This is a genomic window from Pseudomonas fluorescens (assembly GCF_030344995.1).
GTDB classification, from domain to species: Bacteria; Pseudomonadota; Gammaproteobacteria; order Pseudomonadales; family Pseudomonadaceae; genus Aquipseudomonas; species Aquipseudomonas fluorescens_BF.
Map to the genome: position 1 here is coordinate 1,958,596 of NZ_CP128260.1, position 26,203 is coordinate 1,984,798.

30 protein-coding genes are annotated in these 26,203 nt (G+C 61.6%); 14 read left to right on the forward strand and 16 right to left on the reverse strand.

Annotated features, from left to right (window positions below; genetic code table 11):
* Positions 1-32: 32 nt before the first annotated feature.
* Positions 33-797 (reverse strand): helix-turn-helix transcriptional regulator, encoded by a 765-nt coding sequence (locus QR290_RS08860; protein WP_115076965.1) that lies wholly within the window; start codon positions 795-797, stop codon positions 33-35.
* Between the two features lie 132 nt (positions 798-929).
* Between QR290_RS08860 and QR290_RS08865 the strand changes: the two genes are divergently transcribed.
* A complete protein-coding gene (locus QR290_RS08865; protein WP_007958385.1) occupies positions 930-1,745 on the forward strand; it encodes a UDP-2,3-diacylglucosamine diphosphatase in 816 nt (271 codons plus the stop codon).
* A 14-nt stretch (positions 1,746-1,759) separates the two neighbouring features.
* On the opposite strand, the gene QR290_RS08870 is transcribed toward QR290_RS08865, so the two are convergent.
* Positions 1,760-2,350: an HD domain-containing protein gene (locus QR290_RS08870; RefSeq protein ID WP_115076966.1), complete on the reverse strand. Its 591-nt coding sequence runs from the start codon at positions 2,348-2,350 to the stop codon at positions 1,760-1,762.
* Between the two features lie 24 nt (positions 2,351-2,374).
* Positions 2,375-2,686: a DUF962 domain-containing protein gene (locus QR290_RS08875; protein WP_289204736.1), complete on the reverse strand. Its 312-nt coding sequence runs from the start codon at positions 2,684-2,686 to the stop codon at positions 2,375-2,377.
* A gap of 167 nt (positions 2,687-2,853) precedes the next feature.
* On the opposite strand from QR290_RS08875, the gene QR290_RS08880 reads away from it, so the two are divergent.
* Positions 2,854-3,915 carry an AraC family transcriptional regulator gene (locus QR290_RS08880; protein ID WP_205350853.1) on the forward strand — a complete coding sequence of 354 codons (1,062 nt, stop codon included), beginning with the start codon at positions 2,854-2,856 and terminating at the stop codon, positions 3,913-3,915.
* On the opposite strand, the gene QR290_RS08885 is transcribed toward QR290_RS08880, so the two are convergent.
* Complete coding sequence (locus QR290_RS08885) at positions 3,872-5,326, reverse strand: TrkH family potassium uptake protein (protein ID WP_085699555.1); 1,455 nt, start codon at positions 5,324-5,326, stop codon at positions 3,872-3,874. The genes QR290_RS08880 and QR290_RS08885 overlap by 44 nt on opposite strands.
* Positions 5,327-5,447: 121 nt before the next feature.
* Between QR290_RS08885 and QR290_RS08890 the strand changes: the two genes are divergently transcribed.
* A complete protein-coding gene (locus tag QR290_RS08890; RefSeq protein ID WP_115076968.1) occupies positions 5,448-6,014 on the forward strand; it encodes a nitroreductase family protein in 567 nt (188 codons plus the stop codon).
* A 241-nt stretch (positions 6,015-6,255) separates the two neighbouring features.
* Here the strand turns inward: QR290_RS08890 and QR290_RS08895 are convergent, their stop codons facing one another.
* The 6 genes from QR290_RS08895 to QR290_RS08920 all read right to left on the reverse strand — a co-directional run bounded on the left by QR290_RS08895 (position 6,256) and on the right by QR290_RS08920 (position 10,474).
* Positions 6,256-7,596: a sensor histidine kinase gene (locus QR290_RS08895; RefSeq protein WP_289204737.1), complete on the reverse strand. Its 1,341-nt coding sequence runs from the start codon at positions 7,594-7,596 to the stop codon at positions 6,256-6,258.
* 178 nt (positions 7,597-7,774) lie between these two features.
* Positions 7,775-8,224 carry a Spy/CpxP family protein refolding chaperone gene (locus QR290_RS08900; RefSeq protein ID WP_007958371.1) on the reverse strand — a complete coding sequence of 150 codons (450 nt, stop codon included), beginning with the start codon at positions 8,222-8,224 and terminating at the stop codon, positions 7,775-7,777.
* 136 nt (positions 8,225-8,360) lie between these two features.
* Entirely contained in the window at positions 8,361-9,038 is a 678-nt protein-coding gene (locus QR290_RS08905; RefSeq protein ID WP_289204738.1) for a response regulator transcription factor, read from the reverse strand.
* A 7-nt stretch (positions 9,039-9,045) separates the two neighbouring features.
* Positions 9,046-9,456, reverse strand: coding sequence for a translation initiation factor 2 (locus QR290_RS08910; protein WP_115076970.1), 411 nt, complete (start codon positions 9,454-9,456; stop codon positions 9,046-9,048).
* 120 nt (positions 9,457-9,576) lie between these two features.
* Positions 9,577-9,876 (reverse strand): YciI family protein, encoded by a 300-nt coding sequence (locus tag QR290_RS08915; protein ID WP_064378589.1) that lies wholly within the window; start codon positions 9,874-9,876, stop codon positions 9,577-9,579.
* 1 nt (position 9,877) lies between these two features.
* Complete coding sequence (locus tag QR290_RS08920) at positions 9,878-10,474, reverse strand: septation protein A (RefSeq protein ID WP_085699543.1); 597 nt, start codon at positions 10,472-10,474, stop codon at positions 9,878-9,880.
* Between the two features lie 87 nt (positions 10,475-10,561).
* On the opposite strand from QR290_RS08920, the gene QR290_RS08925 reads away from it, so the two are divergent.
* The 8 genes from QR290_RS08925 (at position 10,562) to arfB (ending at position 18,249) form a co-directional block, all read left to right on the forward strand.
* The gene (locus tag QR290_RS08925; protein WP_115076971.1) at positions 10,562-11,425 is read left to right on the forward strand and encodes a PHP domain-containing protein; all 864 of its coding nucleotides are present in this window, start codon (positions 10,562-10,564) and stop codon (positions 11,423-11,425) included.
* Between the two features lie 13 nt (positions 11,426-11,438).
* Positions 11,439-12,068, forward strand: coding sequence for an L-threonylcarbamoyladenylate synthase (locus tag QR290_RS08930; RefSeq protein WP_115076972.1), 630 nt, complete (start codon positions 11,439-11,441; stop codon positions 12,066-12,068).
* Positions 12,069-12,188: 120 nt separating this feature from the next.
* Entirely contained in the window at positions 12,189-12,887 is a 699-nt protein-coding gene (locus tag QR290_RS08935) for a segregation and condensation protein A (RefSeq protein WP_170928268.1), read from the forward strand.
* Positions 12,888-12,898: 11 nt separating this feature from the next.
* Positions 12,899-13,912, forward strand: coding sequence for an SMC-Scp complex subunit ScpB (scpB, locus tag QR290_RS08940; RefSeq protein WP_289204739.1), 1,014 nt, complete (start codon positions 12,899-12,901; stop codon positions 13,910-13,912).
* 2 nt (positions 13,913-13,914) lie between these two features.
* On the forward strand, positions 13,915-14,106 hold the full coding sequence (locus QR290_RS08945; protein WP_007958358.1) for a DUF1289 domain-containing protein: 192 nt from the start codon (positions 13,915-13,917) through the stop codon (positions 14,104-14,106).
* Between the two features lie 154 nt (positions 14,107-14,260).
* Positions 14,261-15,478 (forward strand): 23S rRNA pseudouridine(2605) synthase RluB, encoded by a 1,218-nt coding sequence (gene rluB, locus QR290_RS08950; RefSeq protein ID WP_115079906.1) that lies wholly within the window; start codon positions 14,261-14,263, stop codon positions 15,476-15,478.
* A gap of 848 nt (positions 15,479-16,326) precedes the next feature.
* Entirely contained in the window at positions 16,327-17,745 is a 1,419-nt protein-coding gene (locus tag QR290_RS08955; RefSeq protein ID WP_289204740.1) for an amino acid permease, read from the forward strand.
* Positions 17,746-17,835: 90 nt separating this feature from the next.
* Positions 17,836-18,249, forward strand: coding sequence for an alternative ribosome rescue aminoacyl-tRNA hydrolase ArfB (gene arfB, locus QR290_RS08960; RefSeq protein WP_011333010.1), 414 nt, complete (start codon positions 17,836-17,838; stop codon positions 18,247-18,249).
* On the opposite strand, the gene QR290_RS08965 is transcribed toward arfB, so the two are convergent.
* The 6 genes from QR290_RS08965 to phhA all read right to left on the reverse strand — a co-directional run bounded on the left by QR290_RS08965 (position 18,246) and on the right by phhA (position 22,567).
* Positions 18,246-19,433: an MFS transporter gene (locus QR290_RS08965; protein ID WP_289205276.1), complete on the reverse strand. Its 1,188-nt coding sequence runs from the start codon at positions 19,431-19,433 to the stop codon at positions 18,246-18,248. The genes arfB and QR290_RS08965 overlap by 4 nt on opposite strands.
* A 94-nt stretch (positions 19,434-19,527) precedes the next feature.
* On the reverse strand, positions 19,528-19,710 hold the full coding sequence (locus QR290_RS08970) for a hypothetical protein (RefSeq protein ID WP_289204741.1): 183 nt from the start codon (positions 19,708-19,710) through the stop codon (positions 19,528-19,530).
* A gap of 73 nt (positions 19,711-19,783) precedes the next feature.
* On the reverse strand, positions 19,784-19,915 hold the full coding sequence (locus QR290_RS08975) for a hypothetical protein (protein ID WP_256574703.1): 132 nt from the start codon (positions 19,913-19,915) through the stop codon (positions 19,784-19,786).
* 200 nt (positions 19,916-20,115) lie between these two features.
* A complete protein-coding gene (locus QR290_RS08980; protein WP_289204742.1) occupies positions 20,116-21,309 on the reverse strand; it encodes an amino acid aminotransferase in 1,194 nt (397 codons plus the stop codon).
* Complete coding sequence (locus tag QR290_RS08985) at positions 21,309-21,665, reverse strand: 4a-hydroxytetrahydrobiopterin dehydratase (protein WP_003222798.1); 357 nt, start codon at positions 21,663-21,665, stop codon at positions 21,309-21,311. Before QR290_RS08985 ends, QR290_RS08980 begins: the two co-directional genes overlap by 1 nt.
* A gap of 110 nt (positions 21,666-21,775) precedes the next feature.
* Entirely contained in the window at positions 21,776-22,567 is a 792-nt protein-coding gene (phhA, locus tag QR290_RS08990) for a phenylalanine 4-monooxygenase (RefSeq protein ID WP_039765515.1), read from the reverse strand.
* 280 nt (positions 22,568-22,847) lie between these two features.
* On the opposite strand from phhA, the gene QR290_RS08995 reads away from it, so the two are divergent.
* From QR290_RS08995 to flgG, 3 genes are all read left to right on the forward strand, one after another.
* Positions 22,848-24,410: a sigma-54-dependent phenylalanine hydroxylase transcriptional regulator PhhR gene (locus tag QR290_RS08995; protein WP_011333015.1), complete on the forward strand. Its 1,563-nt coding sequence runs from the start codon at positions 22,848-22,850 to the stop codon at positions 24,408-24,410.
* Between the two features lie 204 nt (positions 24,411-24,614).
* Positions 24,615-25,355, forward strand: a complete 741-nt coding sequence (locus QR290_RS09000) for a flagellar basal body rod protein FlgF (RefSeq protein WP_007958343.1) — start codon at positions 24,615-24,617, stop codon at positions 25,353-25,355.
* Positions 25,356-25,400: 45 nt separating this feature from the next.
* On the forward strand, positions 25,401-26,186 hold the full coding sequence (gene flgG / locus QR290_RS09005; RefSeq protein ID WP_007958342.1) for a flagellar basal-body rod protein FlgG: 786 nt from the start codon (positions 25,401-25,403) through the stop codon (positions 26,184-26,186).
* The last annotated feature ends 17 nt before the right edge of the window (positions 26,187-26,203 follow it).

A 26,203-nucleotide genomic window follows, 5' to 3' on the forward strand; every position in this document is an offset into this window, starting at 1 on the left:
AGCGTGTCACGACGCAAAAGTCTGTCGGCAGGCTATCGACTTTTGTCGTCAGCCTCGCGCCGCAATTGTGTAGGAGAGGTTCCAAATTCACGCAGGAAAGCGGCCGAGAATGCACTTTGCGAGTTGTAGCCGACGCGGCCAGCCACTTCACCGATGGGTAGCGTGGTGTTTCGCAGCAGAGCGACGGCTTTGTGCAGGCGTCGGCTGCGAATGTAGTCCATCGGTGTCTGCCCGCATTCGGCGACGAACCGCGCATGCAACCGGGCGCTGGACAAGCCGGCGACGCGCGCCAGATCCGCGACTTGCAGCGGATAGGCCGCGTATTGCTCGATGTGCGCATCGAGTGCTGCGTAGGGCAGGCGGCGCGTGACGATTTCGGTGGGTGGCACGTGGTTCAGGCTTGCCAGCAGCAACACCGCGCCCTGTTGCGCAATCAGCGGGTCGTCCACCGGACTGTTCGCCAGCCAGTTGACCAATTGACCTTGCCCGGCATCCAGCGACAACCGCGCGGCGTTGTCCAGCAGACGGCGGCTGGCATCGGCGTGATCGCCCAGCGAGCGTGTCAGCCATTGTTCGTCGGGCACATCCAGCACCAGACAGCGGCTGCCTTTGGGACTGCCGCACGCATGATGCGCGCCAGCGGGGATTACCACGAAGCTCTGCTGCAATACCTGACTGCCACGCCCTTCGACTTCGAAATCCAGCGCGCCGGACAGGCCGAACACCAGTTGCGCGTGGTCGTGGCTGTGGGCGATCAGGTCGTGGCTGTAATGGCGCAGGGTCAGGATCGGTTGCATGGCGGTCTCCGGGCGAGCCGCCAGTCTACACCGGCGCAGGGGCGACGCGTTTGTCACACGACTGACGCATACCTGTCATGGTCGATTAACCGGGCGCGCGCAGAGTGGCGAAAACATCGCAGAGGGTTGCCCATGACCAGCGCCGAGCTCGCCAGACCCAGCCGTAAACAACGGGTTCGCACCCTGTGGATCTCCGACGTGCACCTGGGCACGCGGGATTGCCAGGCCGAGCATCTGTCGCAATTTCTCAAGGGCTATCACGCCGACAAGATTTACCTGGTGGGTGACATCATCGACGGCTGGAAGCTGCGTGGTGGCATGTACTGGCCGCAGGCGCACACCAATGTGATCCGCCGTTTGCTGACCATGAGCAAGCGCGGCACCGAGGTGATTTACGTCACCGGCAACCATGACGAATTCCTGCGCCGCTATTCAAAACTGATTCTGGGCAATATCCAGTTGGTTGACGAAGCTGTGCACGTCACCGCCGATGGCCGGCATCTGCTGGTGATTCACGGCGACCAGTTCGACGTGATCACCCGCTATCACCGCTGGCTCGCGTTCCTTGGCGATTCGGCCTACGAATTCACCCTGACCCTCAACCGCTGGCTCAATCACTGGCGGGCGAAATACGGTTACGGCTACTGGTCGCTGTCGGCCTATCTCAAGCACAAGGTGAAGACCGCGGTCAGCTTCATCAGCGATTTCGAAGAAGCTATCGCTCACGAATGCGTGAAGCGCGAGTTGCACGGCGTGGTCTGCGGGCACATTCACCACGCCGAGATCCGCAAGGTCGGCGAAGTGGATTACCTCAACTGTGGCGACTGGGTGGAGTCATGCACGGCGCTGATCGAGCACTGGGACGGCACGATCGAGCTGTATCGCCTGGCGGATGCGCAGGCCCGGGAAGCCGAACTGAAAGCGGCGAAGGTTGCCGAGCTGGCCTGAGTTTTCAAATCAACTCAGGCCGGGCTGTGCTCTTCCATCGCCGCTTTGTAGATCGAGTTTTTCGGCTGGGCAAACAGCCTTTCCATCATCGGCTCGAAAAAGCTCAGCGGCAGGGTGTCGTACTCGGGGTCGAACGCCGCCGCGTCGTATTTGGCGCAGAACTCCGCGGTCGCCAGAAACTGCGGGTGGTCGCTGAATTGCTCGCGCAAGTGCCGATCCATGCCCAGGTGATGGAAGAAGTAGTAGCCCTGGAAAATCCCGTGCTTCTCCACCATCCACAGGTTTTCGGCACTGACGAACGGCTTGAGGATGGCGGCAGCGATGTCCGGGTGATTGTAGGAGCCGAGGGTGTCGCCGATGTCGTGGAGCAGGGCGCAGACCACGTATTCCTCGTCGCGCCCGTCGCGAAAGGCGCGGGTCGCGGTTTGCAGCGAATGGGTCAGTCGATCCACCGGGAAACCGCCGAAATCGCCTTCGAGCAGTTTTAGGTGCGCCATGATCCGGTTCGGCAGTTGACGGGCGTAGGCGCTGAAGTCCGCCGCAATGATCGCCCAGTCGTCCTGTGTACCGTCCTTCATGTGGGTGAAACGGGCAGTGGCATTCATCGGCAATCCTCTTGGTCGGAATTTCTAGAACGGCACGCGGCCCAGGATCATGTCGCGGTACATGACGAAGTCGCCGAGCAGGCTGTAGAACGGGTGCTGGAAGGTGGCCGGGCGGTTCTTCTCGAAAAAGAAGTGCCCGACCCAGGCAAAGCTGTAGCCGGCCAGCGGCAGGGCGAGCAACAGCAGCCAGGCGCCCTTGGCGATGGTCAGGGCGAGAATGAAGATCACCAGCGTCGTACCGATGAAATGCAGGCGACGGCAGGTGCTGTTGCCGTGCTCGCTGAGGTAATACGGATAGAACTCGGCGAAGCTGTTGAAATGCTTGATGTTTTCCACGACTGCGATCTCTGTGGTTATTGTTCTGATTGCAAGTTGTTCGGCGGGTAGCTTATTTGAGTCTAGAGTGATCAATGGCGTCGGCCAGTGACAATTGGCGCCACTTTACTATCCTTGGGAAATCCGCCGTAGTATGCGGCTCATCATGTCATCCAAGAAAAAACGCCATGAGCGAACGAACGACTTCTGCAAGCTGGGCGATGGGGATTGTCAAGGCACTGGAAATGGACGGCCTGGATTGTCGGGTTTTGTTCAGACAGCTGGGGCTCGACTACGCGGCGCTGGAGGATCCGGACGCACGCTTCCCGCAGGATTCCATGACCCGACTCTGGCAACGGGCAGTCGAGCTGTCCGGTAATCCGGCGATCGGCCTGAACATGGGCAAGGTGGTGCGACCGGCTTCGTTCCATGTCGCGGGTTATGCGCTGATGTCCAGCAATACGCTGGCCGAAGGTTTTCAGCGACTGGTGCGTTATCAGCGGATCATCGCCGAAAGTGCGGACCTGAGTTTTCGCCTGCTCGACGAAGGTTATGCGCTGATCCTGACGGTGCATGGCGATCATCTGCCGCCGACCCGGCAAAGTGCCGAAGCTTCGCTGGCCTGTGCGCTGGCGCTGTGCGGCTGGCTGACCGGGCGCACGCTGCACCCGCGCAAAGTGCTGGTGCAGGGCGACGAGCCGGATGATCTTGAACCCTATAAACAAGCCTTCCATGCACCGCTGGTGTTCAACGCGCCGTATGACGCGCTGATCTTCGAACGGGCCGACATGGAAGCGCCGCTGCCCACCGCCAACGAGGCGATGGCGCTGTTGCATGACCGGTTTGCCGGGGAATATCTGGCGCGGTTTTCCGAAAGCCGCGTGACCCACAAGGCGCGTCAGGTGTTGTGCCGCCTGCTGCCCCAGGGCGAACCCAAGCGCGATACGGTGGCGCAGACCCTCCATCTGTCGCAGCGCACCTTGCAACGGCGTTTGCAGGAGGAGGGCACCAGTTTTCAGCAGTTGCTCGATGACACCCGCCGCGAGCTCGCCGAGCAATACCTGGCGCAGCCGAGCATGACCTTGCTGGAGATTGCCTATCTGCTGGGGTTTGCCGATCCGAGCAATTTCTTCCGCGCCTTCCGCCGCTGGTTCGACACCACGCCCGGCGATTACCGGGCGCGGTTGCTGGAAGCGCCGAACGCGGTCAGTGACGCCAGAACGCCGGAATACACAGTACAAACACCGTGATGATCTCCAGTCGGCCGAGCAGCATGCCGAACGACAGAATCCACTTGGCCGCATCCGGCAGGCTGGCGAAGTTGCCGGCCGGGCCGATGGTCTCGCCCAGTCCCGGGCCGACGCCGGACACGGTGCTGGCGGCGCCGGTCAGCGCAGTCATCCAGTCCACGCCCAACAGCGACAGCAGCAGGGCGATCACGCAGATGGTGATGGCGAAGAAGAACGAAAAGGTCAGAATCGAACGGACGATTTCTTCGTCGAGTCGGTGACCGTTGTACTTCTGCTTGATCACCGCGCGCGGGTGGATCAGCTGGTTAAGGTTGGCCTTGAGCAGGATGTAGGCGACCTGGAAACGGAAGATCTTGATCCCGCCGGCCGTCGATCCGGAGCAGCCGCCGACGAAGCCCAGATAGAAGAACAGCATCAGCGAGAAGTTTCCCCACAGGCTGTAATCCCCCAGCGCGAAACCGGTGGTGGTGACCACCGACGTCACGTTCAGCGCCACATGCCGCAGCGCATCCAGCCAATGCAGGTTGGTAGTCCACCAATACCAGGTGCCGAGCACCAGCCAGGTCACCAGCAACATCCCGAGCAAACCCTGCACCTGCTGATCCTTGATCAGCGCCCGGCGGTTGCCGCGCAGCGTCGCCACGTACAGGGTGAACGGCAGGCTGCCGAGAATCATCACCACCACCGCCACCCAGTGCACCGCCGGTTGCGTCCACTTGGCCAGGGACTGGTCGGAGGTCGAGAACCCGCCGGTGGAAATCGCCGACATCGCATGGTTGATCGCATCGAACGGGCTCATCCCGGCCCACCAGAACGCCAGGCTGCCGAGAATCGTAATGCCGACGTACGCCGCCACGATCAGCCGCGCCACCATGTGCGAGCGGGGCATGACCTTTTCCGAGCGGTCCGAGGATTCGGTCTGGAACAGGCGCATGCCACCGATGCGTAGCAGCGGCAGGATCGCCACCGCCATGCCGATGAAGCCGATACCACCGATCCAGTGCAGCAGCGAGCGCCACATCAGGATGCCCGGGGACATGTCGTCCAGATGGTTGAGCACGGTCGAGCCGGTGGCCGTGATGCCGGACATGCTTTCGAAGAACGAGTCGGTGTAACTGATGTGCTGAGTCAGCAAAAACGGCAGCGCGGCGAAAATGCACACCACCAGCCAGCTGCTGACGGTCAGCAGGTACATGTCCCGGGGGCGCAGGTGAATGTGTTCCGGGCGACCGGGAATCACCAGCGCGAGGCCGGCGACGAAGGTGATCATGCTCGCCCAGAGGAACGACGGCAGATCGCCGGTGCGCTCGAAAATCACCAGGGTGGCCATGGGCACGACCATGGCGATGGCCAGGGTGATCAGGAAGATGCCGATGATGAAACCAATGATCCGTAAGGTCGGCAACGCCATGAAGTCCGCTCGGGCTGATGTGGGAAGGGCGCCATTCTACCTGCGGTGCAAGGCATGTAAACCGACGCGGCTGGATCACTTGCAGCTAGAATAGCCGGACATTTTTTTCAGGAGGTGGCCGATGCAGGCTCTCGACGCTTTGCTCAACCGTGTTTCCGTTCCACGACTGATCGATCCGGCCCCCACCGCCGAACAGCGCGAAGTGCTGTTTGCCGCCGCGACCCGCGCACCGGATCACGGCCATTTGCAGCCGTATCGCTTCCTGACCGTCGAAGGCGCGGCGCGTGAGCAGATGGGCGAGTTGCTGGCCGAAGCTGCACAAATGCAGGAAGGCGAAGTCACCGAAGCGATGATCGACAAGGCGCGCAACGGCCCGCTGCGCGCGCCGCTGGTGGTCGTGGTCATCGCCAAATTGCAGGATCACGTCAAATACCCGAAGGCCGAGCAACTGCTGGCGGCGGGCTGTGCGGCGCACGGGATTTTGTTGGCGGCTTACGCGCAGGGGATTGGTGCGGTGTGGCGTACCGGTGATCTGGCTTACTCGAAACATGTCGCCAAGGGCCTGGGCCTGACGGATGACGAAGAGGTGATTGCCTTCCTGTACCTCGGCACGCCGCAGAAAGAACCGCGGGTGGCCGAGAAGGTTGATCTGGCGGAGTTTGTCAGCGCCTGGCCGGGTAAAGCCTAAAGGGCGTTAAAAGCTTTAAAAGCGCCCTCACCCTAACCCTCTCCCGGAGGGAGAGGGGACTGATTGGGGGATGCTTGAGAGGTTCACCGACCTGACAGAACTTGGCCGAATCCGGAATTGACTCGGTTCAAGTGCTTTTACAGAACCATAATCGACTCGATTTTTCAGGTCGATGTCTGACGTAAGACCCCTCGGTCGGCTCCCTCTCCCTCCGGGAGAGGGCTGGGGTGAGGGCAGCTATTTAGGGCTGGACAATCGCCCCGGGTTCCAGCGGCAATTCCAGACTGGCCACAAACCCACCCTGCGGATGGTTCGCCAGCACCAGCGTCCCGCCATGCCGCTCCGCCGCCCGCCGGGCAATCGCCAGCCCCAGGCCATGGCCCGCGGCAGTCTGCCCCGGCGCCCGATAGAACGGTTCGCCCAACTGGCTCAGATGCTCGGCCTGCACCCCCGGCCCATGGTCACGCACGCTGACCACGATCCGCTCGCCCTGACGTGACGCCTGCATTTCAATCGACTGTCCGACCGGGTTGAAGCGCTGGGCATTGCGCAGCAGATTGTCCACGGCGCGTTCGATCATGGTCGGCCAACCCGTCAGATTGAGCGCCGGCTCGGCCTCCAGACGTACGGTCTGCTCAGGCGAACCGAGTTGCGCGTCCTTCTGCAAGGTGGCGAGCAACGCATTCAGATCCACTTCTTCGGCGCTGGCGTTGTCGGCATCGACCCGCGCCAGCACCAGAATTTCACTGATCAGCGCTTCCAGCCGGTCGCATTCGCGGGTCAGTCGTGGCCAGAGTTTTTCCCGTTCTTCCGGGCTTGCCCGTTCGGCCAACGCCAGGGCAATGCGCAGTCGGGCCAGCGGTGAACGCAATTCGTGAGATACGTCGCGCAGCAACTGGCGCTGACTGCCGATCAGGCTTTGCAGGCGGGCGCCCATGCGGTTGAAGTCGTTGGCCAGCACGCCGAATTCATCGCGACGGTTGGCCAGTTGCGCCAGGCTGTTCTGTTGATAGGTGGTCTGGCCGAGGTCATGCACCGCGCCGCGCAGGCGACTGAGCGGGCGGGTGATGGAAAAGGTCACCAGCAGGCTGAACAGCGTCAGCACCACCAGCGCGATACCCAGCGCACTCAACGGCCAGAGCAGGCTTTCGCGGTGCCAGGCGTCGAGTTCCGGGTGCGGGATGCGGTAGATGAAGAGGTAGGTGTCGCCGCTTTTGTCGCTGGTGAACTCGTCGGTCAAACGGCGCCAGGGCAGGCGTCGGTCATCGTTGTTCTGCCGTGCCTCGAAGGCGGCCGCGCGCCGGGGAAAGGTGCCGCGCACCACCGGGTCGCCGCTTTCGTTCAGCACTTGCACGTCGATGTGGTACTGGCGTTTGCGCTGTTCGAGGATGTCCTGGGCGGCGTCTTCGCCCTGGGCTTCGTAGGTCTGCGTCCATTCGGCAGCCAGGGTGTTAAGGCCCGGGTGACGACTGAGGATCCACGCGTCCTGGTTGAGCATGTGCCCCAGCAGAATGGAAAGCCCTGCAACCAGAGCGATGGCCAGCCAGAAGCTGGCGAGGATACGCCAGAACAATGAACGCACAGAAAATCCTCAAACAAATACAAATCTAATGTGGGAGCGGGCTTGCTCGCGAAGAGGGAATGTCAGTCGACATCATCGGTGACTGACACTCCCTCTTCGCGAGCAAGCCCGCTCCCACATCTGAATTGAGTGGCAACAGATCCGACGGTGTTTAGCCGTCGGATCTGAAGTTACTGCATTATTGCGCCTTTTGCGGCTGTTGCGCTTTCCAGGCTTTGAACTCGGCCCATTCGGCGCGACGCTCGGCCTGTTTCTTCTGGATCTCGTCGAATTTCTTCTGTTGATCCGGTTTCAACACGGCGCGGACATCGGATTCGGCTTTCTTGTGGTTGGCCGCCATCTCGTCCTTCATGGCTTTCTGGTCGGCTGGCGAGAGTTTCTCCAGGTATTTCTCGACCGTCTGCTTACGCTCGTGCATCTGCTCGCCCATGATCTTGCGGATCTGCTCGCGCTGTTCGCGGGACAGGTCCAGTTGGCTGTACGGGCCTTTGCCGTGCATGCCGTGCATCTGACCGCCATGGCGCGGGCCGTCCAGCGGGCCACCCATCGGGCCGCCATCCTGTGGCATGGCCATGGCGACGGTCGGCAGGGCAGCGGCAAACATCAGAGCGATAAGAGTCTTGCGCATGGTGAATCTCCTTTGTCTCGTTCCCGGTACGTTCCGGATGAGTACAGATTACGGAGATCAAGGTCAGCGGCGGTCAGCGCTGTGTAAAGCTTGGGTAAACACGTTTTCGCGCCGACCTGACAAAACTGACAGACGCTCAGAGGCTGTAGTAGTAGCCACGGCTGCGCAGGGCAACGATGCGCGGGCGGCCGTCGGGGTGCGGGCCGATCTTTTTGCGCAGGTTGCTGACGTGCATGTCCAGGCTGCGGTCGTACAGGGTCAGCTTGCGGCCGAGGGCGATCTGCGCCAGTTCCTGTTTGTCCAGCGGCTCGCCCGGCTGCTTGAGCAGGGCTTCGAGCAGGCGGCTTTCGGAGACGGTGAGGGTGAATTCCTTTTCGTCGATGCTGACCACGCCGCGCACCGGGCTGAAGCTCAGGTCGCCCAGTTCGAGCTGGGTCGACACGGCGGCCGGGTGACTGCGGCGCAGCACGGCGCGCAGCCGGGCGGTCAATTCGCGCGGATCGCAGGGCTTGGCCAGGTAATCGTCGGCGCCCAGTTCCAGGCCGAGGATCCGGTCCAGCGGTTCGCCCCGCGCCGAGAGCATCAGCACCGGCAGGTCGGCGTGATCGCTGCGCAATTGCTTGAGCAGTTCCAGACCGCTGCCGTCGGGCAGCATCACGTCCAGCACCACGGCCGCCGGTGCGGTTTCGGCCAGCGCCTTGCGGGCGCCCTGGCCATCGTGGCAGGCCCGGACCTGAAAGCCTTCCTGGCTCAGCCAGCTACTCAGGAGTTCGCACAACTCCTGGTCATCATCAATCAGTAACAGCTCGCTCATGACTCACTCAATTTAGCCATTGCCGACGTTTTCGGCTTGCTCCACTGGCAAAGATACCGCAGAGCAGCGCCAATAGCGCTACCCCGGCCCCGGTGACGAACCATTGCTGCTGTTCGGTCAGCAGGCGCGGCAGCGGGCTGGCCTGGGCTTCCTTGAGTTGCAGCTTCAGACGCTGGTTCTCCTGGCGCAACCGGGCGAGCTGGGCGCTTTCGCGGGTGTTGTCGGCACTTTGCAGTTGTTTGCTCAATTCTTCCCGTTGCTGCTCGCTGGCCTTCAGGCGCTGCTGCAACTCGGTGATCTGACTGCCGGCACTCAACGACAGCGGCGTGGAGTTGCCGCCTTCGGTGCTTTCTTCACCATGGGCGGGCGCCACGATCGACAACGTGACCAACATCAGACACAACGGACCCTTGCGCATCGCGACTCCTGTTTCCAAATGGATATTGGGCAGGTTGTCGGCCGGCAAACGAGAATAATGAGCGATTGAGAACGCGATGAACCGACAAGGTTCATCGCGTTGAGGTATTGGCGGGGGAGGTTACGGCAGGACTTGCTTGAACGGCTTGACGATCACGTTGGCGTAGACGCCGGCGGCGATGTACGGGTCGGCATCGGCCCAGGCCTGCGCTGCGCTCAGGGAGTCGAATTCGGCAACGATCAGGCTGCCGCTGAAACCTGCTGCGCCCGGATCATTGCTGTCGACCGCCGGGTGCGGGCCGGCCAGCACGATGCGGCCTTCGCCCTTGAGCACTTGCAGGCGTTCAAGGTGTGCCGGGCGCGCAGCGAGGCGGGCGTCCAGGGAGTTGGCGACGTCGGTGGCAATGATGGCGTAGAGCATGTCAGTCCTCGGTTTTTGGCGTTGTGGTATCGGCGTCGTGCAGGTGACGGGACAGGTAGATGCCCTGACCGACCAGGAACAGCACGGTCATGCCCAGGCTGCCGAACACCTTGAAGTCCACCCAGATGCTCTGGAAGGTGAAGGCGACGAACAGGTTGGCGGCCCCGCAGAACAGGAAAAAGGCGATCCAGGCGATGTTCAGCCGGGTCCAGACCGGATCCGGCAGGGTCAACGCGTGGCCCATGATGCGCTTGATCAGCAGGCGGTCACCGATGAAATGGCTGCCGATGAAGGCCAGGGCGAACAGCCAGTTGACCACCGGGGCTTTCCACTTCAGGAAGGTTTCGCTGTGGAACGCGAGGGTCAGGCTGCCGAACACCAGGCAGGCGACCAGCGTCAGCCACTGGCTCTTCTCCAGCTTGCGCTGTTTGATGAAAAGCGCGCCGTACACCACCAGGGAGCTGATGATCAGCATGGCGGTGGCACTGTAAATGCCGCCTACCGTCAGTTCATGGCCGGCAACGTCGACGGTGCGTGGATCGAGTTTGTAGACGATGAAGAACAGCAGAAGCGGGATGAAATCGATGAATTGTTTCACAGTGAGAGCCAGAAGCTGGATGTGGCGGCATAATAACAAACATACGGGCGCGCGATAGCGCCAGCTGATTTGAGGTTACACATCCCCGTGAATGTTGATTTGCACTGCCACAGCACGGCCTCCGATGGCGCCCTGGCGCCTGCGGCACTGGTTGCGCGTGCGTTCGAGAACGGCGTGCGAGTCCTGGCCCTGACCGATCACGACACCCTCGAAGGCCTCGCCGAAGCGCGCATCGCGGCCGAAGAGCTGGGCATGCAACTGGTCAACGGCGTCGAATTGTCCTGCACCTGGGGCGGGGCGACCATTCACGTGCTTGGCTACGGTTTCGACGTCAACGCCGCACCGTTGGTCGAGGCGATTGCGAAGTTGCACGACGGCCGCTGGCTGCGGTCTGAGGAAATAAGCCGCAAGCTCGCCCTCAAGGGCATGCCGAATGCCCTCGACGGCGCGCGGCAGATCCAGCAGGAACTGGGCGACAGCGGCAATGCGCCGGCCCGTCCGCATTTCGCCGACTGGATGGTGCGTGAAGGTTTTGTAAAGGACCGCGCCGAGGCGTTTCGCAAATGGCTCGGCGCCGGCAAGCTGGGGGACGTCAAGCAACACTGGCCGACCCTCGAAGACACCGTCGGCACGCTGCGCGCCGCCGGTGCCTGGGTCAGTCTGGCGCATCCGTGGCACTACGATTTCACCCGCAGCAAGCGCCGAAAGCTGATTGCCGACTATATTCAAGCGGGCGGGCACGCGATCGAAGTGGTCAACGGTCACCAGCCTGCGGAACAGGTGGGCAGCCTTGCAATCCTTGCCCGTGAGTTCGGTCTGCTGGTCAGCGCCGGCAGTGATTTCCATGGCCCTGGTGGCTGGTCGGAGATCGGCCAGTACCGGCCGGTGCCGGAGGACCTTCCACCCCTGTGGTGTCGGTTCAAACATGACACAGTTATTGCCGCCGTCTGAACAGGTAGAGAATGTGAGTCAATTTTTCCAGATTCATCCGGAAAACCCGCAAGCGCGCCTGATCAAACAGGCGGTCGAGATCATCCGCAAGGGCGGGGTGGTGGTCTATCCAACGGACTCTTCCTACGCAATCGGTTGCCAGATCGGCGACAAGAACGGCATCGAGCGGGTTCGACGCCTGCGTCAGCTCGACGAAAAGCACAACTTCGCGCTGATCTGCAGCGACCTGTCGCAACTGGGCAATTACGCCAAGATCGACACCGGGACCTTTCGAATCCTGAAAGCCCACTTGCCCGGGCCGTACACCTTCATTCTCAACGCCACTCGCGAAGTGCCGCGCCTGTTGCTGCATCCGAAGAAACGCACCATCGGCCTTCGTGTGCCGAGCCACCCGATCGCATTGGCGCTGCTCGCAGAACTGGGCGAGCCGCTGATGAGCGTGACCCTGATCATGCCGGGCGAAGAAGACCCGCTGAGCGATCCGTACGAAATGCGCCAGTTGCTCGAGCATCAGGTCGATTTGATCATCGACGGCGGTTCCGGCGGCATCAAGGCTTCCACCGTGATCGACCTCACGGGCGACGATCCTGAAGTGATCCGCGTCGGTTGCGGCGATCCGGCGCCATTCATGGTCGAGGCCTGAATGTCCGCAGTGGAAACCGTTGATCCCCAGGCCGGTGCCCAGCAGGAACTGCCGTTTGCCATGGTCTATGGCCAGGCGGTCACGGAGATGCCGCTGGACCTGTACATCCCGCCGGACGCCCTGGAAGTCTTCCTCGAAGCCTTCGAAGGCCCGCTCGACCTGCTGCTGTACCTGATCCGCAAACAGAACATCAACATCCTCGACATCCCGGTGGCGGAAATCACCCGCCAGTACATGGGCTATGTCGAACTGATGCAGTCGGTGCGTCTGGAACTGGCCGCCGAGTACCTGGTGATGGCCGCGATGCTGGCCGAGATCAAGTCGCGGATGCTGCTGCCCCGGGCCGAAACCGTCGAAGACGAAGAAGACGACCCGCGCGCCGAACTGATCCGTCGTCTGCAGGAGTACGAACGGTTCAAGGCTGCTGCCGAAGGCATCGATGGCCTGAGCCGGGTCGGTCGCGACGTGATCGTGCCCAAGCTCGACGCCCCGGAAGCCCGCGCGCGCAAGCTGTTGCCGGACGTGGCGCTGGAAGAAATCCTGATGTCCATGGCCGAAGTGCTGCGTCGAGGCGACATGTTCGAAAGCCATCAGGTCAGCCGCGAGGCGCTGTCCACCCGCGAGCGCATGAGCGACGTGCTGGAACGGCTGAAGGGCGGCGGGTTTGTGCCATTCATCGAGCTGTTCACCGCCGAAGAAGGCAAGCTCGGCGTGGTGGTGACCTTCATGGCGATCCTTGAACTGGTCAAGGAATCCCTGATCGAGCTGGTGCAGAATGAGCCGTTCGCCGCGATCCACGTGCGAGCCCGAGCCGAATAACGAGTCCCGATATGAACCTGACTGAACCCCGCGAGCTGGCGTCCCTGCTTGAAGCCTTTCTGTTGGCCTCGGGAAAGCCGCAATCCCTCGAGCGCCTGTATGAACTGTTCGAAGAAGGCGAACGCCCGGAACCGCCGGTCTTCAAGAAAGCCCTGACCCTGCTCGGCAAGTCCTGCGAGGGCCGGGCGTTCGAGCTCAAGGAAGTCGCGTCCGGCTATCGCCTGCAAATTCGCGAAAAGTTCGCGCCGTGGGTTGGTCGCTTGTGGGAGGAGCGTCCACAGCGCTATTCCCGAGCGCTGCTGGAAACCATGGCGCTGATCGCCTATCGCCAGCCGATCACTCGGGGCGAAATCGAGGACGTGCGGGGCGTGGCGGTCAACACCAACATCGTCAAGACGCTGATGGAGCGCGAGTGGATCCGCATCGTCGGCTACCGTGACGTGCCGGGCAAACCGGCGATGTTTGCCACCACCAAGCTGTTTCTTGATCACTTCAATCTGAAAAGCCTCGACGAACTGCCGCCACTGGCCGAGCTGCGCGAAATGGAGGCCGATCCGGTGCTCGACTTCGACGACGCCCCGGTGCCGCCGGGCTTGCAGGAGCTGGCCGATGCCAGCGCCGAGCCGGAAGAGCCGAAGGAGGAAACCAGTTTCCACACCTTGTTGCTGGAGCTGGACAGCATGGAGGAGGGGATCAAGACCGACTTCGACGACTTGCTGCGTGACGGCGCGGACGGTGAATCGATGCCGGTCGGGTTTGAATCCGATCCGGTCGAGCCGCCGGACGAGGGTGAGCCAGAATTTGAATTTGAGCCTGAATTCGAGTCCGAGTCAGAATTCGAGCCAGAGCAGGAAGACGATGTGCTCGGCGTGGCCGAAGCCCGGGAAAAACTGCTGGCCGCCGTCGCCCGGCTCGAACAGCCCGCACCGGAACCTGCCGCCGAGGAAGAACTGAGCGAAGAAGAAGCCGAAGCCCGCGCCTTGGCCGAAGCCATTGAAGCCGAACGTCGCGAGTTCGAGGATTGAGCATGAGCTCGACCAAGGACCCGTGCATCAGCGTCTGCAAGTTCAGCGACGACATCTGCCTCGGCTGCGGCCGCAGCAAGCGCGAGATCCGGGCCTGGAAGAAACTCGACAAGGACGACAAGCGCACCGTACTGGCCGAAGCCGCGCTGCGTCTGATCAAGCTCGGGGCCACCGGTCGGCGGAAAAAGAAATAACCTTGTCCTGATCGACTAGTCTCTGATGCGCGCGCGGCCGCATCCGCGTATGATTCGCGACCCTTCGGCGATCCTTTCGCCCGAAAACCCAGATTTCAACGCTTCAGCGGCTCAATTCAACGCCGCTGAACAGACCACACCGGGAGGTGCCCAGATGAGTGACATCAATCAGAAAGACGACCAGGAAATCGGCCCAGCAGGCGAAAAGCTGCAGAAAGTCCTCGCCCGTATCGGCGTCGGCTCGCGCCGTGACGTCGAATCCTGGATCAGCCAGGGCCGGATCAAGGTCAATGGCAAAGACGCCACCTTGGGCCTGCGTGTCGACATGCACGACGCCATCACCATCGATGGCAAGGTCATCAAGCGCGAAGAAGCCGCCGAGTCGGTTCGCCGCGTGATCATGTACAACAAGCCCGATGGCGAGATCTGCACCCGTGACGACCCGGAAGGCCGTCCGACCGTGTTCGACAAGCTGCCGCGTCCGAAAGAAGGCCGCTGGATCAACATCGGTCGTCTCGACATCAACACCACCGGACTGCTGATGTTCACCACCGACGGTGAGCTGGCCAACCGCCTGATGCACCCGTCCTACGAGATGGACCGTGAGTACGCGGTGCGTGTACGTGGCGAAGTCGATGACGAAATGATCGAGCGTCTGAAGGCCGGCGTTGTGCTGGAAGACGGCCCGGCGCGTTTCACCGACATTCAACAGGCACCGGGCGGCGAAGGCTTCAACCACTGGTATCACTGCGTGGTGATGGAAGGCCGTAACCGTGAAGTACGTCGCCTGTGGGAATCCCAGGGCCTGGTGGTCAGCCGCCTGAAGCGTGTGCGTTTCGGTCCGGTGTTCCTCAACTCCGACCTGCCGATGGGCCGCTGGCGCGAAATGAGCCAGTATGAAGTCGACGTGCTGAGCGCCGAAGTCGGCCTGACCCCGGTGGCCATGCCGCAACTGAACGCCAAGAGCAAAGACAAGCTCGACCGCATGCAGCGCAAGTCGTCGCGTCCGATGGCCCGCACCGAGCGCGTGCGCACCCTGCGTCCGGCCAACGGTGCGCCGATTGGCGCTGGTCCGCGTCCGGTCCGCGAGCCGCAGATCGAAGGCGAGCGTCCAGGTCGCAAGCCGGCAGCGCGTCCGGATGGCGAGCGCGGTCCACGCACGCCGCGTCCGGCCAATGGCCGTACCGAGCGCGGCGAAGGTCGCGGTACGCCGGTGGCGGATCGTCCAGCCGACACCAAGCGCCCGGCCAAGCCGGCGCCGAAGCGTCCGGGCATCAAGCTGGCTGACGATGACAAGCCGTCGGGCAAGCGCCGTGGCGCACCGGCCGGTTCCGGCCAGCGTCCGGGTTTCGGTCGCAAGAAGCCGGAATAAGGCCGTTGCAAGCTTCGAGCGGCAAGCTTCAAGCTGAAACAGAAAACGCCAACTCTTAGAGTTGGCGTTTTTTTTGGACTTTTTATTTCTTTTTTTTGGGTGTGTTTTTCTTGTTTTTAAACAAAAAACTTAACGCCTTTCAAATAGTTAGCCAGCCAACGTCAACCGCCGGGCACAGCTTCGACGGGTCTGGAGTGGAAACTTTACGTTACGCGTTGTCAGTGAATGTTTACAAAAAAGCCGTCGCCGTCCCGTGAATCGGGTGCTTCTGTCGGGCTGTAAGGAAAATCTGCCGGAGCCAGCCCCGCCGGGCCTTGCGCAGCGCTCTGGCGCGCTTGTTTCAGCGTCGTTTGGAAGGTGAGATGCGCTGCATGCCTGTCGTGCAGGTGCATAACAAGAAGGAGGCGCAATGAACGCCGATATCCATTTTCACTTCTCCACGTGGGGCGGATTTTCCATCGTCCACGCCGATGGCCTGCAAAGGCCTGACTCAATTTTTGCAGCCGCCCGGGCCTCCCGGGGTGGACACATGCAATCCCGGCAACCGACACGCTGATCCGGCGAGGTCTGGCAGCAGGGGGTTAGCGGTGTACAATGCGCCGCGTTTTAACTGTGACCCTCTGCGTAATCGCGCAAACCTCAAGGTTTATCCGCCTTGTTCACTCCGTCGCGTCACAAGCGTGTCGGGTTCGATTTCGTCACAGATAAAAACAAACAGGTGACGCATGACCGTTGTAAAAAAGCTGAATTCCTGGTGCCTGCGCTGGGGTTTGATCAAGGTTGGTTGAAATCGCAACCTTGCAGCAACGTCTACTGAACATCATCAAACCTTGCGTGAGACCTTTTTCATGAGTGGACAAAACTCGCAATCAGGCGAGCTGAAACGCGGCCTGAAAAATCGCCATATTCAACTGATCGCCCTCGGTGGCGCGATCGGTACCGGATTGTTCCTCGGCTCGGCCGGGGTGCTGAAATCCGCCGGCCCGTCGATGATCCTCGGCTATGCCATCTGCGGCTTCATCGCCTTCATGATCATGCGCCAGCTCGGCGAAATGATCGTCGAAGAGCCGGTGGCCGGCTCCTTCAGCCATTTTGCGCACAAATACTGGGGCGGTTTCGCCGGCTTCCTGTCGGGCTGGAACTGCTGGATCCTGTACATCCTGGTGGGCATGTCGGAGCTGACCGCGGTCGGCAAATACATCCACTACTGGGCGCCGGAGATCCCGAGCTGGGTCACCGCCGCCGCGTTCTTCGTGCTGATCAATGCGATCAACCTGGCCAACGTCAAAGTCTTCGGTGAAGCCGAATTCTGGTTTGCGATCATCAAGGTCGTGGCGATCGTCGGCATGATCGCCCTGGGCAGCTACCTGCTGGTCAGCGGCCATGGCGGCCCGCAGGCTTCGGTCAGCAACCTGTGGTCCCACGGCGGTTTCTTCCCGAACGGCGTGAGCGGTCTGGTGATGGCCATGGCGATCATCATGTTCTCCTTCGGCGGTCTGGAAATGCTCGGTTTCACCGCAGCCGAAGCCGACAAGCCGAAAACCGTGATCCCGAAAGCGATCAACCAGGTGATCTACCGGATCCTGATTTTCTACATCGGCGCACTGGTGATCCTGTTGTCGCTGACCCCATGGGACAGCCTGCTGGAAACCCTCAACGCTTCCGGCGATTCCTACAGCGGCAGCCCGTTCGTGCAGGTGTTCTCGATGCTCGGCAGCAACACCGCCGCGCACATCCTCAACTTCGTGGTTCTGACCGCGGCGTTGTCGGTGTACAACAGCGGCACCTACTGCAACAGCCGCATGCTGCTGGGCATGGCCGAGCAGGGCGACGCGCCGAAAGCGCTGGCGAAGATCGACAAGCGCGGCGTGCCGGTGCGTTCGATCCTGGCGTCGGCGGCGGTGACTCTGGTGGCCGTGTTGCTCAACTACCTGATCCCGCAACATGCGCTGGAACTGCTGATGTCGCTGGTGGTTGCAACGCTGGTGATCAACTGGGCGATGATCAGCTTCTCGCACTTCAAGTTCCGCCAGCACATGAACAAGACCAATCAGAAGCCGCTGTTCAAGGCGCTGTGGTACCCGTACGGCAACTACATCTGCCTGGCGTTCGTCCTGTTCATCCTCGGCGTGATGCTGCTGATTCCGGGCATTCAGGTCTCGGTGTACGCGATCCCGGTGTGGGTGGTGTTCATGTGGGTCTGCTACGTGATCAAGAACAAGCGCGGTGCTCAACAGGCACTGCACGCCGCGAACGCTGCCAAGTAAGCGTTACGGCATAAACGACAAACCCGGCCACGTGCCGGGTTTTTTGTGCTTTCGCGGTATCCTGCGGGTTCTGAATACGGACGCTTTTCCATGCTGGTGATTTCCAACAACGTGCATCTGCCGGATGCCGAGATCGAACTGACGTACATCCGCGCCCAGGGCGCCGGTGGGCAGAACGTCAACAAGGTCTCCAGCGCCGTGCACCTGCGCTTCGACATTCCGGCCTCGTCCTTGCCCGAATTCTACAAGGAGCGGCTGCTGGCGCTGCGCGACAGCCGCATCACCGGCGACGGTGTGCTGATCATCAAGGCCCAGCAATACCGCACGCAGGAGCAGAATCGCGCCGATGCTTTGGAGCGTCTGACCGAGCTGATCCTCAGCGCCACCAAGGTCGAGAAGAAGCGCCGGCCGACCAAGCCGACGCTGGGGTCGAAGAAGCGTAGGCTCGAATCGAAAACCAAGCGCGGCAGCATCAAGGCCGGGCGCGGCAAGGTGGATTTCTAGTCTTCGCGGTACTTCGCCGTGTGGCGGTAGAGATAGACACTCAATGCCAGGCCACTCAGTGCGGCGAGGGCGGCGAACAGGAAGATCGAGGCAAAACCGAAGCCCGCTGCAATCGCACCCGCCAGCGGTCCGGTGATGCCCAGCGACAAGTCGATGAACAACGAATAGGCCCCGACCGCCGCGCCTCGGCTGGAGGCCGGCACCAGGTTCACCGCTTCCACGCCCAGCGCCGGGAACACCAGCGAGAAACCGAAACCGCTCAATGCCGCACCGGCCAATGCCCAGTGCGCGTCCGGTGCCAGCCACAGCAATAGCAGGCCCAGGGTTTCCACCGACAGGCAGGCAATCGCCACGCGAAAGCCGCCGAGGCGGTTGATCAGGTTGCCGAACAGCAGTCGCGCACCGATGAAGCTGGCGCCAAACAGGCTCAGGCACAGCACGGCGTTATCCCAGTGTTGCGTGGCGTAATACAGGGTGATGAAGGTGGCGATGGTGCCGAAACCGATCGAGCCCAGCGCCAAGCCGCAGCCGTGCGGGAAGACGCGACCCAGCACATGCATGAACGGCAAACGCTCGCCGGCGACAATCGGCGCAGCAGTCTTCGGCCAGGCCAGCAGCAGCCCCAGCGCCGCCAGCAGCAGAATGCTCACGCCCATGCTCCACAGACCGAAACGGCTGACCAGCCACACCCCCAGCGGAGCCCCGATGGCCAGTGCGCCGTAACTGGCGATGCCGTTCCACGAGATGACCTTGGCGGTGTTGGCGCCGCCGACGCGGCCGATGCCCCAGCCGATCGAGCCTGAGCCAACAAGGCTTTCCGCGCTGCCCAGCACCAGTCGCCCGACGAACAGGCTGATCAGGCTCAGCATCGGCAAGTTGGGCGTCCACGCCGAAATCAGCATGAACACACCGCTCAAACCGCAACCCGCCAGACCAATCATCACCGCACGTTTGCTGCCCTGATTGTCGATGATCTTGCCGGCATACGGACGACTGAGCAGGGTGGCGAGGTATTGCACGCTGATCACCAGACCGGCGATGACCGCGCCGAAGCCCAGGTCGCTGTGCACATAGCCGGGCAGCACAGCCAGCGGAATGCCGATGTTCAGGTAGCCGATGAAGGTGAACAGGACGATGGAAACGACTTGCAACGTGACCGCCAGGGGGCGCTGGGGTTCTGGCATAAAGGACGACATGAATAACGATCCACGGGAGAGCAGAATAGATAGGCTGCTCATGATACCGATGCGGACGCGTCTGGGGCGGGGAAAAGTAAAACTATTTGGCCGGGGCGACCAGTTGCGTGGTGACTAGAGCGGCCAGCGCGTTTTCTTCGCTGCCGAAACGGGCGAGCAGGGCGGCCTGTTTCTCGGGCGAAAGACGGCTCCAGATCTCGATCATCTTCTCGGTGGCACCGATCAGGATCTCGGCCTGTTGTTCGTTGAAGGGTTCGTCGGTCATGGCGGGCTCGGTTTCAGGCAGTGTGGAAAGCGCATGTTAGCGCTTTCCACACGGTCTGTACGGCGGGTGTTGCTTACTCTTCGCTGTCGGCCGGACGGCTTTCGGCGGCTTCTTTCGGCTCGGGCTGTTGGGCACCGGCTTGTTGCGTGGTCGTCTGCTCAGGTACGTGCAGGCTTGGGAAGGGGAGATTCGGAATCTCGTGCATGGTTGCGCTCCTCGCTAAGTCTGTTGATAGATCTGGTAGATCCGCGCTTTCAGAAAGCCTGCGAAGGATACAGCAGGAAAAGTGACAAACAGATTTTTAAATTCATCTGTTTCGACGGGCGGGATTGTCTAGACAAGTGCGACAGGGTGACGCAGGGCAAATGCAGGGGCGGCGGTATGCCCGCCGTCCCCGACATTCGTTTATTTGCAGACGTTGGCGATCGCTTCGGCCAGCAGGTCGAGGCGCGTCGCATCAATCCCTGCGACGTTGGCCCGGCCCGAGCTGACCATGTACACGCTGTGATGCTCGCGCAGGTTTTTCACCTGTTCCGGCGACAGGCCGGTGTAGGAGAACATCCCGCGTTGCACGCCGATGTGTGCGAAACGCTCGCGCAGGCCGTGCGGTTCCAGGGCTTCCACCAAACCGCTGCGCAACTGGGCGATGCGCAGGCGCATGGCTTCCACTTCGTCGGCCCAGCGGCGTTTCAGCTCCGGGTCGGCGAGGATCGTGGCGACCACAGCCGCGCCGTGATCCGGCGGAGTCGACCACAGGTTGCGGGCGATGTGGGCCAGCTGGCTGCGGATGTCGATGAGCTTGTCAGCGGTTTTCGCGCAGACGATCAGCGCACCGGTGCGGTCGCGGTACAGACCGAAGTTCTTCGAGCAGGAACTGGTGATCAGCAGCTCGGGCAGCTCGGCGGCGAACAGCCGGGTCGACCACGCATCCTGCTCCAGACCGTCGCCAAAGCCCTGATAGGCAAAGTCGATCAGCGGCAGCAGATCGCGACGACGGACCACGTCCAGCACCCGTTGCCAGTCGTCGTGACTCAGGTCGAAACCGGTCGGGTTGTGGCAGCACGCATGCAGCAGCACCACATCGCCTTTCGGCACTTCGTTGAGCACAGCGAGCATGGCGTCGACGTCGAGGCGGTTGTCGCTGCCGACGTACGGGTAATGGCTGATCTTGACCCCGGCAGCCGCGAAAATCGTTTCGTGGATCGGCCAGGTCGGGTTGCTCAGCCAGACGCCTTTGCCCGGCAGGCATTGCGCGATGAAATCCGCTGCCAGACGCAGGGCGCCAGTGCCGCCCGGGGTCTGGGTGGCGCCGGCGCGTTGCTCGGCGATCAGCGCCGAATCGGCACCGAGCACCAGTTCGTTGATGACCTTGCCGAACAGCGGATTGCCGTGACCACCGATGTAGGTCTTGGTGTCCTGGCTCTCGACCAGACGCGCCTCGGCGATTTTCACCGCCTCGGGAATCGGCGTCAGGCCTTGGGCATCCTTGTAGACGCCCACGCCGAGGTCGAACTTGCGCGGGTTGGAGTCCTGCGCGTAGGCCTCCATCAGGCCGAGGATCGGGTCGCCGGGCACCCGGCCGATGGCGTCGAAGTGCATTACTTGCGTCCTTCTGCGGTCTTGGCCACTTCGTCAGTGCGCGCGGCCATGATGAAGTCGTTGCGGTGCAGGCCCTTGATCGAGTGGCTCCACCAGGTAACAGTGACTTTGCCCCACTCGGTCAGCAGGCCCGGGTGGTGACCTTCGGCCTCGGAGATCTCGCCGACGGCATTGGTGAAGGCCAGCGCGTGCTTGAAATTCTTGAACAGGAAGACTTTTTCCAGCTGCATGATGCTGTCACGCACTTCGATGTTCCAGTCAGGGATCTGCTTGATCAGGATCGGCAGTTCTTCATCGCTGACTTGTGGGGCATCGGCACGGCAGGCTTCGCAATGGGCTTGGTTCAAAGTGGACATGGTGGACTTCCTGAAATCTGAAGGTGTTTTTTTATATTGGCGGTCAGTGTCGCCACGCTAAACCAAAGTGGCGACGACTGACAGACTCACTTGTAAGCAAAAGTCGCGGGTCACGCGGCTTTCGGTTTTGGCGGAAACTTCGGTGCGTGCAGACCCAACTGCATGCCTTGCTTGACCATGGCCATGATGTCTTCGTGGGCCAGGTCGAACAGGCGCTTGAGGTTCGGCAGGACAAAATACAGCGGTTGCAGAATGTCGATGCGATACGGCGTGCGCATGGCTTCCAGCGGATCGAAGGCCTGATGCTCGGGCTCGTCCGACAGCGAGTAAACGGTTTCTTTTGGCGAGGAAAGGATGCCGCCGCCGTAGATGCGTTTACCTTGCGGGGTGTCGACCAGGCCGAACTCGATGGTCATCCAGTACAAACGCGCCAGGTAAACGCGTTCTTCCTTGGTCGCCTGCAGGCCGAGCTTGCCGTAGGTGTGGGTGAATTCGGCGAACCACGGGTTGGTCAGCAGCGGGCAGTGGCCAAAGATCTCGTGGAAAATGTCCGGCTCTTGCAGGTAGTCCAGTTCTTCACGGGTGCGAATGAACGTGGCCACCGGAAACTGCTTGCTGGCGAGCAGTTCGAAAAAGGTCTGGAAGGGGATCAGCGCCGGGACGCGGGCAACCTGCCAACCGGTGGTCTCGCCGAGCACCTTGTTGATCTCGCCCAGTTGCGGAATGCGGTCGTGGGGCAGACCGAGTTTTTCGATACCGTCCAGGTATTCCTGGCACGCGCGACCCTCGATCACTTTCATCTGGCGGGTGATCAGCGTGTTCCACACCGCGTGTTCTTCGGCGGGGTAGTCGATAAAACCTTGCGCATCGGGCTCGCGGGCCACGTATTGCGTCTGCTTCATACTGCTCTCCTGCGAGGGGAATTTCGTTCTTGTTATGTCCTGCGATGGACTGAGAAATACCCCGGAACGTTCGTTGTTACAGCAGGTTGAAGAGCGGTCGAGTAGGAAAAGTCTCTTTAATTCGTAAAATTTTCGTTACGCTTCGTGCGATAAGTCGTGTTTGCGGTGGCTGTCGGGTTTGAAAAGGCTCATGGCTGTCACATAATCTTGACGACTATCTTGCGCGTTGCGCAGAAAATTCCGGCGCCAGACCGCCTCTTCACCTGTTTCGGGCCTTTATATGCGTATCAAAGTCCACTGCCAGAACCGCATCGGCATCCTGCGCGACATTCTCAATCTGCTGGTGGAGTACGGGATCAACGTCGCCCGTGGCGAGGTGGGCGGTGAGCACGGCAACGCGATCTACCTGCATTGCCCGAATCTGATCAACATTCAGTTCCAGGCGCTGCGACCCAAGTTCGAGGCGATTGCCGGGGTGTTCGGCGTCAAGCGGGTAGGGCTGATGCCCAGCGAGCGGCGGCACATGGAGTTGAATGCGCTGCTCGGCGCGCTGGAGTTTCCGGTGCTGTCGATCGACATGGGCGGCTCCATCGTGGCGGCCAACCGGGCGGCGGCGCAGTTGCTCGGGGTGCGGGTGGACGAGGTGCCGGGGATTCCGTTGTCCCGTTACGCCGAGGATTTCGACCTGCCGGAACTGGTGCGCGCCAATAAATCGCGAATCAACGGCATGCGGGTCAAGGTCAAGGGCGACATCTTTCTGGCCGACATCGCCCCGCTGCAATCGGAACATGACGACAGCGAGGCGATGGCCGGTGCCGTGCTGACCTTGCATCGCGCGGACCGCGTCGGCGAGCGCATCTATAACGTGCGCAAGCAGGAGCTGCGTGGCTTCGACAGCATCTTCCAGAGTTCGAAAGTGATGGCGGCAGTGGTGCGCGAAGCACGACGCATGGCGCCACTGGATGCGCCGCTGTTGATCGAGGGCGAAACCGGTACCGGCAAGGAATTGCTGGCGCGGGCCTGCCACCTGGCGAGCCCGCGCGGTCAGTCGCCGTTGATGGCGCTCAACTGCGCGGGATTGCCGGAGTCGATGGCCGAGACCGAATTGTTCGGCTATGGCCCCGGTGCCTTTGAAGGCGCGCGGGCCGAAGGCAAGCTCGGGCTGCTGGAACTGACGGCGGGCGGCACATTGTTTCTCGATGGCGTCGGCGAAATGAGCCCGCGCTTGCAGGTGAAATTGCTGCGCTTCCTGCAGGACGGCTGCTTCCGTCGTGTGGGAAGTGATGAAGAGGTTTACCTCGATGTGCGGGTGATCTGCGCAACCCAGGTCGACCTGTCGGAATTGTGCGCACGAGGCGAGTTTCGCCAGGATCTGTATCACCGCTTGAACGTGCTGTCGCTGCACATCCCGCCACTGCGCGAATGCCTCGACGGTTTGACGCCGCTGGTGGAGCACTTCCTCGATCAGGCCAGCCGGCAGATCGGCTGCCCGCTGCCGAAACTGGCGCCGGCGGCGATGGACCGGCTCAGTCACTACCATTGGCCGGGCAACGTGCGGCAGCTGGAGAACGTGCTGTTCCAGGCGGTTTCTCTGTGCGACGGCGGCACGGTCAAGGCCGAGCACATTCGCTTGCCGGATTACGGTGTGCGTCAGCCGCTTGGCGATTTCTCTCTCGAAGGCGGGCTGGACGAGATTGTCGGGCGCTTCGAGAAAGCGGTGCTGGAGCGTTTGTACTCCGAGCATCCGAGCAGTCGGCAACTGGGCAAGCGGCTCGGGGTTTCGCACACCACGATTGCCAACAAGCTGCGTGAGTATGAAGTCGGCAAGGACGCGTCAGAGTGATTACGGCCGGGTCAGGTGTTTGCCGCCCAGCGGCATGACACCGCCGGTTTTTCGTCTTCGATACATTTCCCTCCTCTCCACAAAATCCCTCAAGTCCTTTGTTTACCGGGCCCTCGGCCGCCAGAAAAAAGTTGGTCTGCAAATTGCTTATGGCTCAGCAGTACAGCGGTGGGCGGCAAACGTCCGGCATGCAGAGGAAAGAGTGTGGACAAGTACCTTTATGTGGCAATGACCGGCGCCAGCCAGAACGCACTGGCGCAAAAGGCTCATGCCAACAACCTGGCGAACATCTCCACCAATGGTTTTCAGCGCGACCTGGAGCAGGCGCGTTCGATGCCGGTGTTCGGTGACAGCTTTCCGGCGCGTGCGTTTGCCATGAGCGAACGGCCCGCCACCGACTTCACGCCGGGCTCGCTGGTGCAGACCGGACGCGACCTCGACGTCGCCGTGTCGGGCAACGGCTGGATCGCCGTGCAGAACCCTAATGGCGGTGAAAGCTACGTGCGCACCGGCAGCCTCAATATCGACGCCCTCGGCGTGTTGCGTGCCGGCAACGGCATGCCGGTCATGGGCAATGGCGGGCCGATCGCCGTGCCGCCGGAGCAGCAGGTGGAAGTCGGTGAAGACGGCACCATCAGTATTCGTGCGATGGGCGAGGGCCCGCGCGTCATGGCTGAAGTCGACCGCATCAAGCTGGTCAACCCGGACATCAAGAACATGAACAAGGGCCTGGACGGTTCGATCTACACCAAGGACGGCCAGCCTGCGCCGGCCGATGCCAACGTCAAACTGGTGTCGGGTTTCCTGGAGTCGAGCAACGTCAATGCCGTGGAAGAAATGACGTCGGTGCTGGCCCTGGCCAAGCAGTTCGAATTGCACGTCAAGATGATGAACACCGCCAAAGACGACGACCAGGCCATGGCTCGGGTCTTGCAGATCAGCTAATTATCAGAACGTCGCGCCGTAAAACAGGCGCACGAGGAGAATCGAATGCTTCCGGCTCTATGGGTTGCCAAAACCGGTCTGTCCGCCCAGGACACCAACCTGACCACCATTTCCAACAACCTGGCGAACGTGTCGACCACGGGTTTCAAACGTGACCGCGCCGAGTTCCAGGACCTGCTGTACCAGATCAAGCGTCAGCCTGGCGCCCAGTCGACCCAGGACAGCGAACTGCCGTCGGGTCTGCAAGTGGGTACCGGTGTGCGCATCGTCGGCACCCAGAAAAACTTCACCGCCGGCAGCCTGCAAACCACCGAGCAGCCGTTGGACATGGCCATCGACGGTCGCGGTTTCTTCCAGATCCTGCAGCCGGACGGCACCACGTCTTACACCCGTGACGGTACTTTCCACCTCGACTCCAACGGCCAGATCGTCAACGCCAGCGGTTTCGCCCTGGAGCCGGCGATTGTCATCCCGAACAACGCCCAGACCTTCACTGTGGGCCGTGACGGCACCGTGTCGATCACCGTTGCCGGCAACGCCGCGTCGCAAGTGATCGGCAACCTGCAAACCGCCGACTTCATCAACCCGGCCGGTCTGCAAGCGGTGGGCAACAACCTGTTCCTGGAAACTGCCGCTTCCGGTGCGCCGCAAGTCGGTACTCCGGGCCTGAACGGTTTCGGCACCACCCTGCAGAACACCCTGGAAACCTCCAACGTCAGCACCGTGGAAGAGATGGTCAACATGATCACCACCCAGCGCGCGTACGAGATGAACTCCAAGGTGATCTCCACCGCCGACCAGATGCTCTCGTTCGTAACGCAGAATCTGTAATCAAGTCTATGAGGCGG